Source organism: Paraburkholderia sp. 22099, from assembly GCF_052045835.1.
Lineage (GTDB): Bacteria > Pseudomonadota > Gammaproteobacteria > Burkholderiales > Burkholderiaceae > Paraburkholderia > Paraburkholderia terricola.
In genome coordinates, this window is sequence record NZ_JBQEPU010000001.1 from 201441 (window position 1) to 220331 (window position 18891).

Sequence of the window (18891 nt, forward strand, 5' to 3'; positions counted from 1 at the left end):
AAGTCTTGCGCCGCGTCGGCAAAAGCTACGGCGTTCGGCGTGCCGTCGGGTCGAGTTCCACCGGCACTTCGGCGAAGCCGCGAAACCGCACGCGACCGCCGCGCGTCGGCTCGCCGTGCAGCCGATAGGCCGGAAAGCGCTGCACGAAGCGTCCGATGGCAATGCGCGCCTCGAGCCGCGCGAGCGACAGCCCGGCGCACTGATGAATGCCGAAGCCGAACGCCAGATGCCGGTTCGGAGCGCGGTGGATATCGAAGCGGTCCGGCTCCGCGAATTGCTCCGGGTCGCGATTGGCGGCGCCGATGCACAGCGTGACGGGCGTGCCGCGCGCCACGGGAACGCCGCCGATTTCGGCGTCGAGCGTCGCGATGCGGTTGCCGAGCTGGTTCGAACTCTCGAAACGCAAACATTCCTCGACCGCCGATTCGATCAGCGACGGCTCGCGCAGCAACGCGGCGCGCTGTTCGGGCCACTCGGCGAGCGTGACGAGGCCGTTGCCGATCAGATTGGTCGTCGTCTCATGCCCCGCGTTCAGAATGAAGATGCAGTTCTGCAGCAATTCGGCTTCGGACAACTGCTCGCCGCCCTCCTCGCCCTGGATCAGACGCGTGAGCACGTCGTGCAGCGGGTCGCCCGGCTCGCGCCGACGTTGCGCCACCAAGCCGCGCAGATAGTCGACGAATTCGCTCACCGCGCGATTGCCGCGTTCGAGTTGCGCGTCGCTGAGCGACGGTTCGAGCGCGCCGAGTATCGCCAGCGACCAGTCGCGCAACGGCGCACGCTCGGTATGCGGCACGTCGAGCAGATTGCCGATGATCTCCACCGGAATCGCCGACGCGAATTCGCCGATCAGATCGATGCGGCCGCGTTCGGCGGCGGCATCGAGCAAGCCGTCGACGAGACGCACGAGCCCCGGCTCCATCGCGGCAATCGCGCGCGCCGTCAACGCGCCGGCGATCAGCTTGCGCACCCGCGTATGACGCGGCGGATCGTTGAACACCAGACTCGTCGTGTGATGCGCGTAAAGCGGCGAGTCGCCGTACTTCGGCCTGAATTCGACGGTCTTGTCGGAACTGAAGGTTTTCGGATCGCGGTAGACCGCTTGAACGTCGCGAAAGCGCGTCAGAAACAGCGAACCGTCGGGCATGCGCTTGACCGGTTCGTGCGTGCGCAGCGCGTGGTAGACCGGATAGGGGTTTGCGTAAAACTCGGGACTGAGCCGGCGCAAGTCGAAGTCGCGCGCGAGGGCGGCTGCGTCGCTGGTGGTCGCGGGGGGCATGCGTTGTCTCCGGTGCTTGTCGTGGTTTTGATTTTGCGCCTGGTTTGCGCAACGCTACTCGCGCCGCTGTCTGCCGTGCGCAACCTACCGCGCGCGATGCGCGGCGACAGACAGGCTCGACGCGTGCAAGCGCTGCGGGCATGGTTGGCTGCGTTGGCTGCGTTGGCTGCGTTGGCTGCGTTGGCTGCGTTGGCTGCGTTGGCTGCGTTGGCTGCGTTGGCTGCGTTGGCTGCGTTGGCTGCGTTGGCTGCGTTGGCTGCGTTGGCTCGTCAGTATGACCCGGCTGCCGAGGGATTGCATAGGCGGGCCGCCGTGGCGCACCTCGTCGAACCGTTACAATAGCGGGATTTTCCGCGCGCGCCGCGCGCCCGTCCTTTCCTGCGTCACTCGCGTCGCCAATGAACCTCGTCATCCAAAGTCCCGCGCCTCTTTCCGCCGATCATCACAAAACGCTCGTCGCGCTCGCGCGCGGTTCGCATGCCGCCGCCATCGACTCGAACGCGATCCGCATCGCCGGCGCAAGCGAAGCGCAGCGCGCCGACCTCGACGTGTATTGCGGCACGCATCAACTGGACTACGCGTTCGTCGAAGCGGGCCGCAAGTTGCAAGACTTCGGGCTGGTCGCGATGGACATGGATTCGACGCTGATCACGATCGAATGCGTCGACGAAATCGCCGATTTCTGCGGACTGAAAGCGGAAGTGTCCGCGATCACCGAGGCCGCGATGCGCGGCGAGATCAAGGACTTCAACGAAAGCCTGACGCGCCGCGTGGCGCTGCTCAAGGGCCTCGACGCAAGCGCGCTCGAGCGCGTTTACGAAGAACGGCTGCAACTCTCGCCGGGTGCGCTGCAGATGCTTGCAGGCGCGAAGGCCGCCGGTTTGAAAACGCTGCTGGTGTCGGGCGGGTTCACGTTCTTCACCGAAAAGCTGAAGGCCCGTCTCGGCCTCGACTTCACGCGTGCGAACACGCTCGAAATCGTGGACGGCAAGCTGACCGGCAAGGTAATCGGCGAGATCGTCAATGCAGACGTGAAAGCAGCGATGTTGCGCGAGACCTGTGCTCAACTGGGCATCGAGCCGACCCGCGCGATCGCGATGGGCGACGGCTCGAACGATCTGAAGATGATGGCCGCAGCGGGACTTTCCGTTGCATTCCGCGCGAAGCCCGTGGTGCGCGAAGCGGCCAGCGTGGCCTTCAATTTCGTGGGACTGGACGGGCTGCTGCGCCTGTTCTAATGCCGATGTGCTGCGCTGGCCGTGGCGATGACGGCCAGCATCAGAAGCGCATCCAGAAGAAAAGATTCATCGAAGCTCACGATCGTGCCGCAACCGTTAGTCAGGATGCGCGCCATCGTAGCGGCGTGATGGAAGGTTGAACATTCAGCCGAACGGCCAGGCTCGATGGCTATATCGACAAAGTAAAAACCCCATCGGGAACACATCCCGATGGGGTTGCTCGACGACCGGCCGAGAGCGTCGGAAGTCTACCCAAGCGCCGTCAGACAACGTTCGATATCCGCGCGCAAATCCGCTTCTTCCTCCAGGCCGATGTAGAAACGCACCAGCGTGCCGCGGTGCGGCCACTGCCCTTCGGCGCGCATCGACGCGACCTCGTAAGGCATCGCGAGACTGTGCGCGCCGCCCCAGCTCCAGCCGAGCGAAAACAGTTCGAGCGACTCGCAGAACGTATCGATTTGCGCCGCGCTATACCGGCCGTCGAACACCACGGAGAACAAGCCGCCCGCGCCCGTGAAATCGCGCTTGAAAAACTCGTGGCCCGGACAATCGGAGAGCGCCGGATGCAATACGGCGGCGATCTCGGGCCGAGTCTTCAGCCAGTTGGCGAGGCCGAGCGCCGCGCGGTCGTGCTGGGCGAAGCGCAGTTGCATGGTCGGCAGGCTGCGCAGAATCAGCGAGCAATCGTCCGACGACACGCCGATGCCCATGCGCATGCGGGCCGCCTTCAGCTTCAGGTGCAGGTCGCGCTCGACGGTGATCGTCGCGCCCATCAGCACGTCGCCGCCGCCCGATTGATACTTCGTGAGCGCCTGCACCGAAATGTCGACGCCGTGCTCGAACGGCTTGAAGCCAAGCCCGGCCGACCACGTATTGTCGATGGCGGTGACGACGTTGCGCGCACGCGCCACGGCGGTGATGGCGGGCACGTCGGCCACTTCCATCGTCACCGAGCCGGGGGCTTCGAGCCAGATCAGGCGCGTGTTCGGCTGGATCAGAGCGGCGATGCCCGCTCCTATCATCGGGTCGTAGTAGCGCACCGTCACGCCGAAATCGCGCGCCAGCCAATCGCCGTGGTCGCGGTTCGGCGAGTAGACGTTATCGGGGATCAGCACGTCGTCGCCGGCCTTGCAGAGACCGAAATACACATTCGAAATCGCCGACAGACCCGAGGGCTGCAGTAGCGCGTGATTGCCGCCTTCGATCGTGGCGAGACGCTGCGCCAGCGCGAGCGAGGTCGGCGTGGCGTGCAGGCCGTAGCGCCACTGCGCGTCGTTTTTCCAGTCGAGCGCGCGCATGGTGGCGAGGTCGGGGAACACGACCGTCGAGGCCCGCGTAACCGGCATCGAGAACGACTCGAAGCCCGGCGTGAGCTGGTCCTCGGCATGCACGATGCGGGTTTGCAGAGCGCGTTTGAGTTTGGATTGCGTCATGGTGAGATCGAATTAGAAGCTGACAAAAATGATGGAGGCGCGCCGCGTCGGGCCGCGCGCGCCGTACCCGCAAGAGTAGACGAGCCGGCGGCATGTCGCCTGAGCTTGAGCGCGCGAGCCGTCCGGCTCGCGCGGCAGTGGCTTCACTCGCCGGTTTGCAGGTTGCTGACGCCGCCCACGGGGTGACCGCCGGCTGCAGCCGCCGAAGCGCCATGGGGGGGAGCCGCAGCGCCGCCGACTGGGTCTCGCGGCGCCGCGGCGGCCTTCTTCGCCGCGATCGCCGGCGCGCCGGCAGCCGGCACCGCCTGCCCCGCTGCCAGCCGCTTCAGATCGAACGGCTGCGGATCGGAATCGTCGACGTTCATCCGCTCGCCCGCCACCGAGCCGTCGGCGGCGAACCTGCCGACCCAATTGCCGGTGATATGCGTGCCGTCGTTCGACTCCTCGACTTCGAGCGTGTCGCCGTCGCGGTCGCCCGCGATCAGGATCACTTCGCCGCTATCGGTGTACTGATACTCGCCGTGCACGCCGGACGGATCGTCGGTTTTCGCGCCGAGCCGCAGCACGATCTGACGCGCGCCCAGCATGCCGGCGTAGCGCGGAAATCTGGCGAATTCAGGGCTCGGCTTGAGCGGCAACTGAATCGGCGCAGGCGCCGCCAGTTCCTTGACGGCGTCGCTTTCCGCCCATGCCTGCGCGGGCACCCAAGCCGCCGCGCCCGCACACAGCAAGGCGGCGGCACCGAGCACGCGCCGAAGAAAGTGCCCTTGTGCGGCCGTCCAACCGCGCCGACGCACCGCGCGCGACATCGCTTCCAATTCCCGCATCCGTTTCTTCCTTATTGCTGACTTATTGCTGACACTGCCCGATACCTGTGACGGCATGCGTTCCGCGCATTCCCGCCGAACCTCAGATTCTTTCGAAGATCGCCGCGATGCCCTGCCCGCCGCCGATGCACATCGTGACGAGCGCGTAACGGCCGCCCACCCGTTGCAATTCGTAGAGCGCCTTGACGGTGATCAGCGCGCCGGTCGCGCCGATCGGATGGCCGAGCGAAATGCCCGAGCCGTTCGGATTGACCTTGGCCGGATCGAAGCCGAGTTCCTTGCTGACCGCGCACGCCTGAGCGGCAAACGCTTCGTTCGCCTCGATCACGTCGAGGTCGGCGACCGTCAGCCCGGCTCGCTCCAGCGCCTTGCGGGTGGCCGGCACCGGGCCGATGCCCATATAAGCCGGATCGACGCCGGCATGCGCATACGACACCAGGCGCGCCAACGGCTTGATGCCGCGCTGCTCGGCCACGCCGCGTTCCATCAGCACGACGGCGGCCGCGGCGTCGTTGATGCCGGATGCGTTGCCGGCCGTGACCGTGCCGTTTTCCTTCGCGAACACCGGCTTGAGCTTCGAGAAGTCTTCGGGCGTGGCGTTCATGCGCGCGTGCTCGTCCGTGTCGAACACGACGTCGCCCTTCCTCGACGCAATCGTGATCGGCAGGATCTGTTCCTTGAAGTAGCCGCTCGTGATCGCATTGGCCGCGCGGCGATGCGATTCGAGCGCGAGCGCGTCTTGCGCCTCGCGCGAAATGTCGTATTTGCGCGCGACGTTTTCGGCGGTCACGCCCATATGGATCGACTGGAACGGATCGTTCAGCGCGCCGACCATCATGTCGACGAGGCGCGCGTCGCCCATGCGCTGACCGAAGCGCGCGGCGGGCATCGAATAAGGCGCGCGGCTCATGTTTTCCGCGCCGCCGCCGATCGCGATGTCGGCGTCGCCGAGCAGCACGCTTTGCGCGGCCGACACGATCGCCTGCAAGCCCGAACCGCACAGGCGGTTCACCGTCAACGCGGGCGCATGCTGCGCGACACCGCCGTTGATCGCGGCCACGCGCGCCAGATACATGTCTTTCGCTTCGGTATGCACGACGTTGCCGAACACCACGTGACCGACTTCGTCGCCCGAAACGCTCGCGCGCGCCAGCGCTTCACGCACGACGCGTGCGCCGAGATCGGTCGGCGGAAAATCCTTCAGGCTGCCGCCAAAACCGCCGATTGCGGTACGCACACCGCTCACCACCACTACGTCCCGTTGCATCGCTCGCTCCTCTTCAGTCTCCGAGATGAATGTGCCTTGGCGGGCCGCACGTCGCGGTACGTTGCGATCAGCCCGCCAGGATGTGTTCGACCGTGGCCCGCGAAGGAATCGGCGCAACCGCGCCATAACCTTGCGTCGACAGCGCGGCGGCGACGTTCGCATAACGCGCCGCTTCAAAGGGATCGTCGCCCGCGACGAGGCGCGCGATGAACGCGCCGCCGAAGCAGTCGCCCGCGCCGGTTGCGTCGACCGCGCTGACGAGGTGGCCCGGCACCACACGCCGTTCGTCGGGCGTCGCGATGTACGAGCCGTCCTTGCCGAGCTTGAGCGCGACCACGCGCGGACCGTGCGACAGCAGGTAATCGACGATCTCGTCGCGCCCGGTCAAGCCGGTGAGTTCGGTGACGTCGTCCCAGCTCGGCAGGCAGATGTCGGTCTGACGGATCGCTTCGAGCATCACCGCGCGTGCTCTCGCGAGCGGCCACAGCTTCAGACGCAGGTTCGTATCGAAACTCACGCGCACGCCGTTCGCGCGCGCATGCGCGATCGCTTCCAGCGCCGCGTCGCAAGCGCTCAGGCTGATCGCAAGGCTGATGCCGGAAAGATGGACGACCTTGGCCGCGGCGATCGCCTCAAGCGGCAGATCGTGCGGCGCGTAGCGGCTCGCGGCGGAGCCGGCGCGCAGATAGTCGAACGCATGGCCGTTGGGACCGTGCGAGACGAAATACACGCCGGTCGACGCGCGTTCATCGACGCGCACGAGCGATGTGTCCACCTGCTCGCGCTCCCACAGATCGATCAGCAAACGCCCGAAATGATCGCTGCCGACCGCGGACACGAAGCCGGTCCGCGCGCCCTGCCGTGCGGCCGCGATGCAGAAGTTCGACGTATCGCCGCCGAAGCCTTGCAGATAGTTCGGCTGGTCTTTCGCCGACTGGTTGAATTCGATCATCGCCTCGCCGAGCGCGAGGATGTCCGGGGTATGGGTTCCCGGCATATGAAGGCTTGCCGTCATCGCTTATACCTCGCCCCACAGATCGTGGCCGTCGGCGCCGGTGATCTTCACCGAGACGAAATCGCCCACCTTGTAGCGCTTCGACGCCTTCGCGGTCGGCGCGATATACACGACGCCGTCGATCTCCGGCGCATCCGCCGCGGTGCGGCCAATGCCGCCGTCGGCGTTGATCTCGTCGACCAGCACCTTCAGCGTCTTGCCGACCTTCCTTGCGATGCGCTTCGCCGACACTTCCTCGGCGACTTCCATGAAGCGCGCGCGGCGCGCTTCACGCACTTCGTCGGGCAACGCGCCGTCGAGTTCGTTGGCGGTGGCGCCTTCGACCGGCGAATAGGCGAAGCAGCCGACCCGATCCAGTTCCGCCTCGCGGATGAAATCGAGCAGCGTTTCGAACTGCTCCTCGGTCTCGCCCGGAAAGCCGGCGATGAACGTGCTGCGGATCGTCAGGTCGGGACATGCCGCGCGCCAGGCCTTCACGCGCTCCATCACTTTTTCGGCATTGGCCGGACGCTTCATGCGCTTGAGCACTTCGGGATGCGCGTGCTGGAACGGCACGTCGAGATACGGCAACACGTGGCCCTTATACGGGCCTTCGGCCATCATCGGAATGACTTCGTCGACGCTCGGATACGGATACACATAATGCAGGCGCACCCACGCGCCGTATTGCGCGGCGAGTTCGCCGAGCGCGCCGACCAGATCGGTCATGCGCGTCTTGATCGGCTTGCCGTTCCAGAAACCGGTGCGGTATTTCACGTCGACGCCATAGGCGCTCGTGTCCTGCGAAATCACCAGCAGTTCCTTCACGCCCGACTTGAACAGATTCTCCGCTTCGAGCATGACCTCGGCGACCGGGCGCGACACGAGGTCGCCGCGCATCGACGGGATGATGCAGAACGTGCAGCGGTGGTTGCAGCCTTCGGAAATTTTCAGGTACGCGTAGTGGCGCGGCGTGAGCTTCACGCCCGCAGCCGGCACCAGATCGACGAACGGATCGTGCGGCTTCGGCAAATGGTTGTGCACCGCCTGCATCACCTCGCCCACCGCGTGCGGACCGGTCACGGCCAGCACCTTCGGATGCACTTCCTCGATCAGGCCTGAGCCGCTCGCGCTTTTCTTCGCGCCGAGGCAGCCGGTGACGATCACCTTGCCGTTTTCGCTGAGCGCCTCGCCGATCGCGTCGAGGCTTTCCTGCACTGCTTCGTCGATGAAGCCACACGTGTTGACGACCACGAGGTCGGCACCGTCGTAAGTGCCGGAAATTTCGTAACCTTCGGCGCGCAACTGCGTGATGATCTGCTCGGAGTCGACCAAAGCTTTAGGACAGCCGAGGCTGACGAATCCGACCTTCGGAACGGAAGGCGTCGGCGTGGCGGGGGAACGGGTTTGCGACATAGGTGGGGTCCGGCGTATAGCGGTGGCGATGGCGACAATGGGGACGGCGCGGCGAGGTAAGCGAGGTTCAAGGGTCACGAGCGACCCACCTGCGAGAAACACTCCGCGACGCCCCGCGCAATCAACCCGCTATTGTACCGTGCCGATGGCCGCGCAATCGCGCGGCGCGGCTGGGCGCGCTGCGCGCAATCGACGCCCGCCGGCCGCCGATTGGTCCGGCTCACGCCCTCACTTGTTCTCCGGCTCCGGATTGTTTTGCGGATTGGCCGGCGCGCCCGGCGCGGCAGCCGCATTGCCCGGCCCACCCGGCGGAAACGGGAACGTGGCGAACATCGTCTTCGCCTGGTTCTGCATCTGCTCCTGCATCTGCACGAACATATTCTTCGACTGCTCGATGTAGCTGGTCATCATGCCCTGCATCATCGGCGCCTGCATGTTCATGAACTGCGACCAGACCTCGGGATTCATCGCCTTGCCTTCGTACAGATTCTTCGACTGGTCGGCGAGCTTCGCCTGAATGTCGATGAAGGCCTGGATGTTCTTCTCCAGATAGGTGCCCATCATGCCCTGCATCGCATGACCGTAGAAACGGATGATTTGCGAGAGCATCGACGATGAGAACATCGGCAAGCCGCCGCTCTCCTCTTCCAGAATGATCTGCAACAGGATGGCGCGCGTCAGGTCCTCGTTGCTCTTGGCATCGATGACCTTGAAATCCTCCTGATCGAGCACGAGCTGTTTGACGTCCGTCAGCGTGATGTACGTGCTTGTCTCGGTATCGTAGAGCCGACGATTCGGATATTTCTTGATCAGTCGTTCGGCTGTTTTCTTTGTAGTAGTAGTCATGTAACGCCTTTGAGCGCGAGTTGCGCGCGAAAACGGCGTCTTGCCGGCTGCGCAATCGGGTCATTGCGCAGGCGAGACGCCGCCGGAACCATCCGAGCCGAAGCGCGCTGCCTTGTGAGCGGCGCGCCGTGACTCAGCCCATATGCAAACCGCCGTTCAGCGAAAAATCCGCGCCCGTGGAGAAACCCGATTCGTCCGAGGCGAGCCACGCAACGATGGAGCCGATTTCGTCCGGCTGACCGAGACGGCGCACCGGAATCGTCGCGACGATCTTTTCCAGCACGTCCGGGCGGATCGACTTGACCATGTCGGTGCCGATGTAGCCGGGCGACACGGTGTTGACCGTCACGCCCTTGGTGGCCACTTCCTGCGCCAACGACATCGTGAAGCCGTGAATGCCGGCTTTCGCGGTCGAGTAGTTGGTCTGGCCGAACTGGCCCTTCTGGCCATTCACCGACGAAATGTTGATGACGCGGCCCCAGCCGCGCTCCACCATGCCGTCGATCACCTGCTTGGTAACGTTGAAGAGGCTCGTGAGGTTGGTGTCGATCACCGCCGTCCAGTCTTCATGCGTCATCTTGCGGAACACCACGTCGCGCGTGATGCCGGCGTTGTTCACCAGCACGTCGATCTCGCCGACTTCGGCCTTGACCTTGTCGAACGCGGCCTTGGTGGACTCCCAGTCGCCGACGTTGCCTTCGGACGCGATGAAATCGTAGCCCAGCGCCTTCTGCTCCTCGAGCCACTTCACGCGGCGCGGCGAGTTCGGGCCGCAACCCGCGACGACCTTGAAGCCCTCTTTGTGCAGCCGTTGGCAAATGCTCGTGCCGATGCCGCCCATCCCGCCCGTTACGTACGCAATTCGCTGTGTCATAACCTACACTCCATTATCGTTTTCGAGGCGCCGACCGGCTGCCTCTTCCCTCGTCCTTGCTTCATCTCCGCTGCCGCCGGGCGACCGGCCGACGAGGCCACTGCTGAACGCGCGCCACCTGCGGCAATGCCGCCTGCTGCAATGTGACGCGCGGCAACGCTCATGCTCGATGCCGGCTTACCGCGCTTACCGCGCCATATCCGGCATCGATGGACGCGCCTCTCAGGCGCGCTCGACCGCCAGCGCCACGCCCATGCCGCCGCCGATGCACAGCGACGCAAGACCCTTCTTCGCGTCACGCTTCTGCATTTCGTGCAGCAGCGTGACGAGAATCCGGCAGCCGGACGCGCCGATCGGATGACCGATCGCAATCGCGCCGCCGTTCACGTTGACCTTCGACGTGTCCCAGCCCATCTGCTGATGCACGGCGAGCGCCTGCGCGGCAAACGCCTCGTTGATTTCCATCAGGTCGAGGTCGGCCGGCGACCAGCCCGCGCGCTCGAGGCAACGGCGCGACGCCGGCACCGGGCCCATGCCCATCACCTTCGGATCGACGCCCGCGTTCGCATAAGCCTTGATGCGCGCGAGCGGCGTGAGGCCCAGTGCTTCCGCCTTCTTCGCCGACATGACGATCACCGCCGCGGCGCCGTCGTTCAGGCCCGACGCATTGGCCGCCGTGACCGTGCCTTCCTTCGAGAAGGCCGGCTTCAGGCTCGCCAGCGACTCGGCCGTCACGCCGTGACGCACGAACTCGTCCGTCGCGAAACGCAGCGGCTCGCCCTTGCGTTGCGGGATCTCGATCGGCACGATTTCGTCGTTGAAACGGCCGGACTTTTGCGCGGCCTCCGCCTTGTTCTGCGACAGCGCCGCGAACGCGTCCTGCTGCTCGCGCGTGATGCCGTGTTCCTTGGCGACGTTTTCCGCCGTCACGCCCATGTGATACTGGTTGTAGACGTCCCACAAGCCGTCGACGATCATCGAGTCGACCAGCTTCGCGTCGCCCATGCGGAAACCGTCGCGCGAGCCCGGCAGCACGTGCGGCGCCGCGCTCATGTTTTCCTGACCGCCGGCGATCACGATGTCCGCGTCGCCCGCGATGATCGCGTTGGCTGCGAGCATCACGGCCTTCAGGCCCGAGCCGCACACCTTGTTGATCGTCATGCCGGGCACGGCCGAGGGCAGCCCCGCCTTGATCAGCGACTGACGCGCCGGGTTCTGGCCCGAGCCCGCCGTCAACACCTGACCGAGGATGACCTCGCTGACCTGCTCGGGCTTCAGACCAGCCCGCTCGAGCACGGCGCGGATCACCGCGGCGCCCAGATCGGGCGCGGCGATCTTCGCCAGCGACCCACCGAATTTGCCTACTGCCGTACGAGCGGCCGATACGATCACAACATCAGTCATTTCCATGTCCTCCGGGCACGTCGGCCGAATGCGCCGCAGCCCGTCAAGTTAAAAATCTGGTTGTTCCCACGCCCTTGCCGAGTCGAACCGACGCTCCTCGCACCGCGAAAGCGCCGGGCGGGCGCGCCAAGCCCGCGCAAAAGCCCTACTCCCGCTGCCGCACATAACGCCCAGGCGCCGGCTCGATTACCGGAAACTCAGCCGAGCCGAGGCTGGCGCGCGGCTTCACCTTCTTGCCGCCATACTGATCGAGCCAGGTGGTCCATTCGGGCCACCAGCTGCCGGGGACCTCGGTAGCCGCGTCGAACCATTCGTCCGGGCTTTCGGGAAGGGTCTTGAGGTCGCCTTCCAGCGTCCAGTAATTGCGCTTTTTCTTCGCCGGCGGATTGACGACGCCCGCGATGTGACCGGACGCGCCGAGCACGAATTTCATCGGCCCGCTCAGGAGCGGCACCGATGCATAGGCGGTTTGCCACGGCACGATGTGGTCGTCGCGTGAACCGTAGATGAAGGTGGGCACGTCGATCTTCGAGAGGTCGATCGGCTCGCCGCAGGTGGTCAACGCACCCGGCTCGCGCAGACGATTCTCGTGATACGTATTGCGCAGATACCAGACGTACATCGGACCCGGCAAGCTGGTCGAATCGCTGTTCCAGTAGAGCAGGTCGAACGGCACCGGCGTGCGCCCCTTGAGGTAATTGTCGACCACGTAGTTCCACACCAGATCGTTCGGGCGCAGGAACGAAAACGTATTGGCGAATTCGATGCCGCGCATCAGCCCCGGCGGCGCGCCGTTCTTGCCGCCGATGGTTTGCTCGCGCATCTGCACGTGCGCCTCGTCGACGAATACGTCGAGCACGCCCGTGTCGGAGAAATCGAGCATGGCGGTGAGCAGCGTCATGGACGCGGCCGGATGTTCGCCGCGTGCCGCGGCGACCGCCAGTGCCGCGGCGAGCATCGTGCCGCCCACGCAGAAACCGAGCGTGTTGATCTGCTCGCGGCCGCTGATCTGGCTGACCGTGCCGATCGCGGTGAGCACGCCCTCGCCGATATAGTCGTCCCACGTCTTATGCGCGATGGATGCGTCCGCATTGCGCCACGAAATCAGAAACACCTGGTGCCCCGAATCCAGCGCGTGAGCGACCAGCGAATTTTCCGGCTGCAGATCGAGAATGTAGAACTTGTTGATGCAAGGCGGCACGATCAGAAGCGGCCGCTCGCGCACGGTGGCCGTGCGCGGCTTGTACTGGATCAACTGCATCAGCTCGTTTTCGAACACCACGGAACCTTCGGTGTTCGCGAGATTTTCGCCGACCACGAAACGCGATTCGTCGGTCTGCGAGATCTTGCCGCGCTGCATGTCGTTGAGCAGATTCATCACGCCCTGCCGCAAGCTCTCGCCCTGGCTTTCCAGCAGGGTTTTCTGCGCCTCGGGATTGAGTGCGAAGAAGTTGCTCGGCGACGCCGCGGCGGTCCATTGCTGAACGGCGAAACGGATGCGCTCGCGCACCTTCGGATCGGCTTCGAGCGCGTCGACCATTTCCTGCAGATAACGCGCGTTCAACAGATACCAGGCGGCCGTGAACGCATAGGCCGGCGTGGAACTCCATGCGTCGGAACTGAAACGGCGGTCCTTGAGTTCCGGAGCCTTGCTGGTGGAAGTGGCGGCCTGCTGAAGCAGTTCCATCGCTTCACGCGAATAGTCGGCTTGCAGTTTCTGCAGACGCTCCGAGGGAATTGCGGCGCTCGGTATGTTGAGACCGGCGAATGAAGGCATTGACGGCATCGTTCCCGCCGCCAGCTTGCTGAAGTCGGGCATGCCCGGAAAGGACGGCATCTGCGGCATGGACGGCATTTGCGGCACCGCGAAAGGCGTGCCGTTCGCGCCGGGGGCCGCGCCGAGCGAACGCCATGCGTTCATCCACGCGTTGAATAATTGCTGCATGCCGGCGGCCGGCGCAGCGCCGCTCGTACCGGCCTGCTGCGTTTTCTCCTTCGGGGAGTCCGTGCTGGGGGAAGCTGAGGAATGTGATGCTGCCATACCTGCTTTTGACCGGTAAGTCCTTGCGGACGGGTTGAGAGGCAGGTTCATGCGCACGTGGGCGATTGCTCGCGACCTCGTCACGCCCTGTCCTATGTACGAGGAGCTCGTGAGGAACATTCTTGCTCCCCATCGCAAGGCATGTCAATGCTTGTTCCCGATTTTGCCGCAGTGCGATAGTTTTTTAATTATCGTTTTCCCTGTGTAGCAGATCGCGCTTTTGCGTCATGAATCAACGAGCATGGCCGCAAGCGAAAAAACCTCCTATGCCGCATGAGTTTATGGGCATTTATCCATTCGCCCGAACCAACTTTCAGCGGCGGATTTGCGCAGTGCGGCGAATTCCGGCAGCGCAGCAAAAAAGCGCGCCGCGCGTCGGAACAAACCCGCATACGCATGCTGCCAGGGACGGTGGGAGAGCCGCGCAGAGGTCGCTGGCGGCACGGCTTCATGATCGTGCTCAACGTGCGAAACGCCATTCGATGCCACGGTTCGCGCCTCAGCAGTTGAATAACCGAGGCGCCTCGCATGCCACGCGTGGACGCGGGACTTCGGTCACGTTGCACTGGCAGCGAGCGTGCCAGTCGCGCTCACGCGCAGGGCTAGTCGGCGATCGTCTGCGCCTCACCGTCGAGCCAGATGAGCGCCGCCATGCGGCCCGTCTCGCGATCGCGGCGATACGAGTAGAAACGTTCGCGTTGCGTGACCGTGCAAAGGTCACCGCCGACGATCCGCGTCACCCCGAGCCGCTGCAGCCGCAAGCGCGCGAGCGCCGCGAGATCGGCCAGATATTTGCCCGCGTTTTGCGGATGCTCGACGAACGCGTTCGCGGTGGCCTCGCGTTGCGTGCCGTCGACGCCGTTCATGAAGGCGTCACGCACATCAGGGCCGACCTCGAACGCATCGGGTCCGATCGCCGGACCGAGGTATGCGTGCAATGCACCGGCCTGCACGCCGGCCAGTTCGGCCACGCGCCGCGCGGTCTGTTCGACGATGCCCGCCGCCAGCCCGCGCCAACCCGCGTGCGCCGCGCCCACCGCGCGCCCCGCTTCGTCGCACAACAGCACCGGCATGCAATCGGCGACCATGACTACGCAGACCGTGCCCGCGCGATCGGTGACGCTGGCGTCGGCCCGCGTCGGCGTGCCGCTCGCATGAGCCTGCGCGAGCGCGTCTTCCGCGCGCACGATGTCGGCGCCGTGAATCTGCTGGAGCCACGCGGCCTCGCTGACGCCAACGAGGCGCAGCAGCCGCTCGCGATTGGCGGCGACCGCGGCCGGATCGTCACCGGATTTCAGGCCCAGATTCAGGCCGCCTGGCTGGTCGGCGCCGTTGCGCCAGCGGCCGAACGGCGGTCGACTCACGCCGCCGTCGCGCGTGGTGACGAGCGCGCGCACGCGCGGCGACACATTCCATGCGGGTTGCACAACATCGTCAAAGCTCAGCGCCGGCAAGCTCATGCGTGACCGTCCTCGTCGTGTTCGTCGGCGTCGTGCTCGAGTTCGCCGTTTTCGTCGGCATCCTCGTCGAGCGACGCTTCATAGCCCTCTTCCTCATAGTACGTCCCGTCGAATTCGCCTGCATCGTCGCGGCCGAGACCGAGCGCCGCCGACAGCGCCGCCATGTCTTCCGGCACGTCGGCGCGCCACTGCATCGTGCGGCCGGTTCGCGGATGAACCAGACCGAGCCGCCATGCATGCAGCGCCTGGCGCGCGAAGCCGTCCGGCAGCGGCGTGACCGAACGCTTGCCGCGTGCGCGCCCATACACCGGATCGCCGAGCAGCGGATGGCCGATATGCGCGCAATGCACGCGAATCTGATGAGTGCGGCCGGTTTCGAGGTCGCAGTGAATCGCGGTAACCGGCTGCCGCTGCCAGATCGCCGTATCGACGCGCCGGAAATGCGTGCGTGCCGGTTTGCCAGATGCGCCCGTCACGACCGCCATGCGCGTGCGTTCGCGCGGGTCGCGGCCGATCGGCGCGTCGATCGTGCCCTCTTCCGGCATGTTGCCCCACACCAGCGCGAGGTAACGGCGCTTCACCGTGCGCGCCTGCAACTGGCGCACGAGGTCGGTCTGCGCCTCCAGCGTGCGCGCGACCACCATCAGCCCGGAGGTTTCCTTGTCGAGGCGATGCACGATGCCCGCGCGCGGCAAGCCCGCGGCCGCGTCGCCATAGCGGTACAAAAGACCATTCAGCAGCGTGCCGCCCCAATTGCCGGCCGCCGGGTGCACCACCATGCCGGCGGGCTTGTTGATGACCACGAGCGTGTCGTCCTCGTACACGATGTCGAGCGGCACCGGCTCGGGCGTGAACGCGAGTTGCTCGGGCAGCAGATCCGGCACCAGTTCGATGGTGGCGCCGAGCGGCACCGGCTGGCGAATCTTCGCCGGCTTGCCGTCGATACGCACCCGCTCGGCTTCGATCCAGCTTTGCAGGCGGTTGCGGGAAAACTCGGGAAATACCCGCGCCAGCACCTTGTCGAGGCGTTCGCCGGCCAGTTCGTCCGGCACCACGACGCTGCGCGGCGACTCGTCCGCCACGGGGCTCGCCACGGTCGGCACCAGGCTTTGCGCGCCGGCGGCGGCAAGCGCATCGGTGCCCAGATCGTCGTCGAGGGAATCGACGCCCAACGCGTCGGAGGGGTCAGCGCTTACGCTATAATCTTCGTTGCTATTCCCGGCGCCGGTTGCGGCGCCTGGAGTATTTGAGCGGGTCATTGAGTCTGGGTCACCTGGACGTAAAGCTAGACTGGAAAATGCGAGCCTTGAACACCATCACTAAAGCGGCGATCAATTTGGCGGCCATCAAGAAGGCGGCCCGGAAAGTGGCCGGATACATTGCGTGTGCCGCGGCGGTCGTCGTTGTCGCGGCTTGTCACGGCCTGCCGGAAAAGACCGACGAAACGGCAACGTGGAACAACAACAAATTATATACGGAGGCGAACGACGCCTTGACCGGTGGTGACTACGGCAAGTGCGCGAAGTACTTCGAAATGCTCCAGGGCCGCGATCCGTTCGGCCACTTCGCACAGCAAGCACAGATCAACGTTGCGTATTGCAACTGGAAAGACAACGAAAACGCCGCCGCCGACCAGGCGATCGACCGCTTCATCCAGTTGCACCCGGATCATCCGGACATCGCTTACGCGTACTACCTGAAGGGCATGATCCACTTCAACGACGACCTGGGTCTGTTCGGCCGCTTCTCCGGCCAGGACATGAGCGAGCGCGATCCCAAGTCGCTGCGTCAGTCGTATGACGCGTTCAAGGTCGTCGTGGACCATTATCCGAACAGCAAGTATGCGCCGGACGCCGCGCAACGCATGCGCTATATCGTGAACGCGCTCGCGTCGCACGAAGTTCACGCGGCGGATTACTACTACCGCCGCGGCGCCTATGTCGCCGCGATCAACCGCGCGCAACTGGCGTTGACGGAATACAAGAACGCACCGGCTATTGAAGACGCGCTGCACATCATGATGCTCTCGTACCAGAGGCTGAACCAGCCGCAACTGGCCGACGACACCAAACGCATTCTCGCCGGCACCTTCCCGGACAGCCCGTACATCACGGGCCATGCAAGGCCGGGTAAGGAAAAATCGTGGTGGCAGTTCTAAGCGCCCGACACCCGGAATTTAGCGGGAAACAAAAACGCCACGACTTCGGTCGTGGCGTTTTTGTTTGTGCTGGCGCAAAGACCGCCGCCGGCTTGCATCCAGCGCAGGCCGGCAACGAGTTCGCTCAGTTCCGCTCGAACAAGGCAATCGACTCCACATGCGACGTGTGCGGGAACATGTTCACCACGCCCGCGCCCACCAGCCGATAGCCGGCTTCATGCACGAGCAGGCCGGCGTCGCGCGCGAGCGTCGCCGGATTGCACGATACATAGACGATGCGACCCGGCAGCGGCCCATTGCCGCTCTGCGCGATTTCCGCGAGCGCCTTGGCGACCGCCAGTGCGCCTTCGCGCGGCGGGTCGACGAGGAATTTGTCGAAGTGGCCGAGCGCGCGCATGTCGTCGGCGGTGACTTCGAACAGATTGCGGCAGGCGAACGACGTATGCCCCGCCACGCCGTTCAATTCCGCATTGGCGAGCGCACGCGAAGTCAGCACCTCGCTGCCTTCGATACCCACGACTTCCTTCGAAATCCGCGCGAGCGGCAGCGTGAAGTTGCCGATTCCGCAGAACAGATCGAGCACGCGGTCGGTACGCGCCGGCGCCAACAGCCGCAGCGCCCGGCTCACCAGCACGCGGTTGATCGCGTGATTCACCTGAGTGAAGTCGGTCGGCTTGAACGGCATGCGGATGCCATATTCCGGCAGCGTGTAGTCGAGCTGCGCGTCGAGCGGATAAAACGGCGTGACCGTGTCCGGCCCCTTTGGCTGCAGCCACCACTGCACCTTGTGCTCGTCGGCGAAATCGCGCAGCACCTGTTCGTCCGCGGCGGTGAGCGGCTCGAGATTGCGCAGTACCAGCGCGGTGACCGATGAGCCGACCGCGACCTCGATCTGCGGCATGCGGTCGTAGATGGACAGCTTGCGGACCATGAAGCGCAGCGGCATGAGCATGGCGGAGACGTGCGGCGGCAGCACCTCGCAGGTCTTCATGTCGGCGATGTAGCTGCTCTTCTTCTCGTGAAAACCGATGCGCATGCCGCCTTTTTCCGGCAGATAACGCACGGCCAGACGCGCGCGATAGCGATAACCCCAGGACGGTCCGTGAATCGGCCGGAACACCGTTTCCGGGCGCACCTTCGCGAGATGTTGAAGATTGTCCTCGAGCACGCGCTGCTTGACGGCGATCTGGGCGCGAATATCCAGATGCTGCATCGAACAGCCGCCGCAGATATCGAAGTAGCGGCATTTCGGCGTCGTGCGGATCACGCTTTCGCGGAACACCTGCACCACTTCCGCCTGCTCGAACTTCGGCTTGCTGCGATGCGTGGCATAGCTGACGCGTTCGCCGGGCAACGCGCCTTCGACGAAAATCACCTTGCCGGGCGTGCCGTCCTCGCTTTCGACGCGGCCGACGCCGCGCGCTTCCATATCGAGCGAGACGATTTCGATGATCGGCTCGTGACCGGTAATGACGGGCGCCGGCGCCGAAGCGGGGGCCTTGTGGTACTTGGACGGGCGCTTGGGCGAGCGACGATGGGGGGCAGTTCGGGACACCTGCGACTTCCTGACAAACTTTGGGGAAAGGCGAGATTGTAGACGAAGCGCCGCGGTTGCCAACCGCGGTTGCGGCGGCCCGGCACGGCAAGGACGGGC

Annotated in this window: 15 protein-coding genes; 2 read left to right on the forward strand and 13 right to left on the reverse strand. The window is 64.9% G+C overall.

The features are described from left to right. Positions 1 to 25: 25 nt before the first annotated feature. Positions 26 to 1279, reverse strand: a complete 1254-nt coding sequence (locus tag ACTJLC_RS00835) for a cytochrome P450 (protein ID WP_310128952.1) — start codon at positions 1277 to 1279, stop codon at positions 26 to 28. Positions 1280 to 1677: 398 nt separating this feature from the next. Between ACTJLC_RS00835 and serB the strand changes: the two genes are divergently transcribed. After that, the gene (gene serB / locus ACTJLC_RS00840; protein WP_114162351.1) at positions 1678 to 2517 is read left to right on the forward strand and encodes a phosphoserine phosphatase SerB; all 840 of its coding nucleotides are present in this window, start codon (positions 1678 to 1680) and stop codon (positions 2515 to 2517) included. Positions 2518 to 2765: 248 nt separating this feature from the next. Here serB and ACTJLC_RS00845 read toward each other — a convergent pair whose 3' ends face one another. From ACTJLC_RS00845 to ACTJLC_RS00895, 11 genes are all read right to left on the reverse strand, one after another. After that, positions 2766 to 3950 (reverse strand): cystathionine beta-lyase, encoded by a 1185-nt coding sequence (locus tag ACTJLC_RS00845; RefSeq protein ID WP_073426766.1) that lies wholly within the window; start codon positions 3948 to 3950, stop codon positions 2766 to 2768. Between the two features lie 143 nt (positions 3951 to 4093). After that, a complete protein-coding gene (locus ACTJLC_RS00850; RefSeq protein ID WP_440843177.1) occupies positions 4094 to 4777 on the reverse strand; it encodes a hypothetical protein in 684 nt (227 codons plus the stop codon). An 82-nt stretch (positions 4778 to 4859) separates the two neighbouring features. Beyond that, a complete protein-coding gene (gene bktB / locus ACTJLC_RS00855) occupies positions 4860 to 6044 on the reverse strand; it encodes a beta-ketothiolase BktB (protein ID WP_310119651.1) in 1185 nt (394 codons plus the stop codon). A gap of 67 nt (positions 6045 to 6111) precedes the next feature. Further along, on the reverse strand, positions 6112 to 7059 hold the full coding sequence (locus ACTJLC_RS00860) for a sugar kinase (protein ID WP_440843178.1): 948 nt from the start codon (positions 7057 to 7059) through the stop codon (positions 6112 to 6114). Positions 7060 to 7062: 3 nt separating this feature from the next. Beyond that, positions 7063 to 8454: a 30S ribosomal protein S12 methylthiotransferase RimO gene (gene rimO, locus ACTJLC_RS00865; RefSeq protein ID WP_440843179.1), complete on the reverse strand. Its 1392-nt coding sequence runs from the start codon at positions 8452 to 8454 to the stop codon at positions 7063 to 7065. Between the two features lie 228 nt (positions 8455 to 8682). Next, entirely contained in the window at positions 8683 to 9300 is a 618-nt protein-coding gene (phaR, locus tag ACTJLC_RS00870) for a polyhydroxyalkanoate synthesis repressor PhaR (protein ID WP_073426771.1), read from the reverse strand. Between the two features lie 133 nt (positions 9301 to 9433). Further along, positions 9434 to 10174, reverse strand: coding sequence for a 3-ketoacyl-ACP reductase (locus tag ACTJLC_RS00875; RefSeq protein ID WP_073426772.1), 741 nt, complete (start codon positions 10172 to 10174; stop codon positions 9434 to 9436). A gap of 222 nt (positions 10175 to 10396) precedes the next feature. Next, entirely contained in the window at positions 10397 to 11578 is a 1182-nt protein-coding gene (locus ACTJLC_RS00880) for an acetyl-CoA C-acetyltransferase (protein ID WP_440843180.1), read from the reverse strand. A gap of 145 nt (positions 11579 to 11723) precedes the next feature. Next, positions 11724 to 13523 carry a class I poly(R)-hydroxyalkanoic acid synthase gene (gene phaC / locus ACTJLC_RS00885; RefSeq protein WP_440843212.1) on the reverse strand — a complete coding sequence of 600 codons (1800 nt, stop codon included), beginning with the start codon at positions 13521 to 13523 and terminating at the stop codon, positions 11724 to 11726. A 698-nt stretch (positions 13524 to 14221) separates the two neighbouring features. Then, the gene (gene pgeF, locus ACTJLC_RS00890; protein WP_114162346.1) at positions 14222 to 15079 is read right to left on the reverse strand and encodes a peptidoglycan editing factor PgeF; all 858 of its coding nucleotides are present in this window, start codon (positions 15077 to 15079) and stop codon (positions 14222 to 14224) included. Beyond that, positions 15076 to 16338 (reverse strand): RluA family pseudouridine synthase, encoded by a 1263-nt coding sequence (locus ACTJLC_RS00895; protein WP_083083611.1) that lies wholly within the window; start codon positions 16336 to 16338, stop codon positions 15076 to 15078. The genes pgeF and ACTJLC_RS00895 overlap by 4 nt, the downstream gene beginning before the upstream one ends. 38 nt (positions 16339 to 16376) lie before the next feature. Here ACTJLC_RS00895 and ACTJLC_RS00900 point away from each other — a divergent pair, with 38 nt between their 5' ends. Then, positions 16377 to 17237: an outer membrane protein assembly factor BamD gene (locus ACTJLC_RS00900; RefSeq protein ID WP_073426776.1), complete on the forward strand. Its 861-nt coding sequence runs from the start codon at positions 16377 to 16379 to the stop codon at positions 17235 to 17237. 124 nt (positions 17238 to 17361) lie between these two features. On the opposite strand, the gene rlmD is transcribed toward ACTJLC_RS00900, so the two are convergent. Further along, a complete protein-coding gene (gene rlmD / locus ACTJLC_RS00905; protein WP_073426777.1) occupies positions 17362 to 18792 on the reverse strand; it encodes a 23S rRNA (uracil(1939)-C(5))-methyltransferase RlmD in 1431 nt (476 codons plus the stop codon). Between the last annotated feature and the right edge of the window lie 99 nt (positions 18793 to 18891).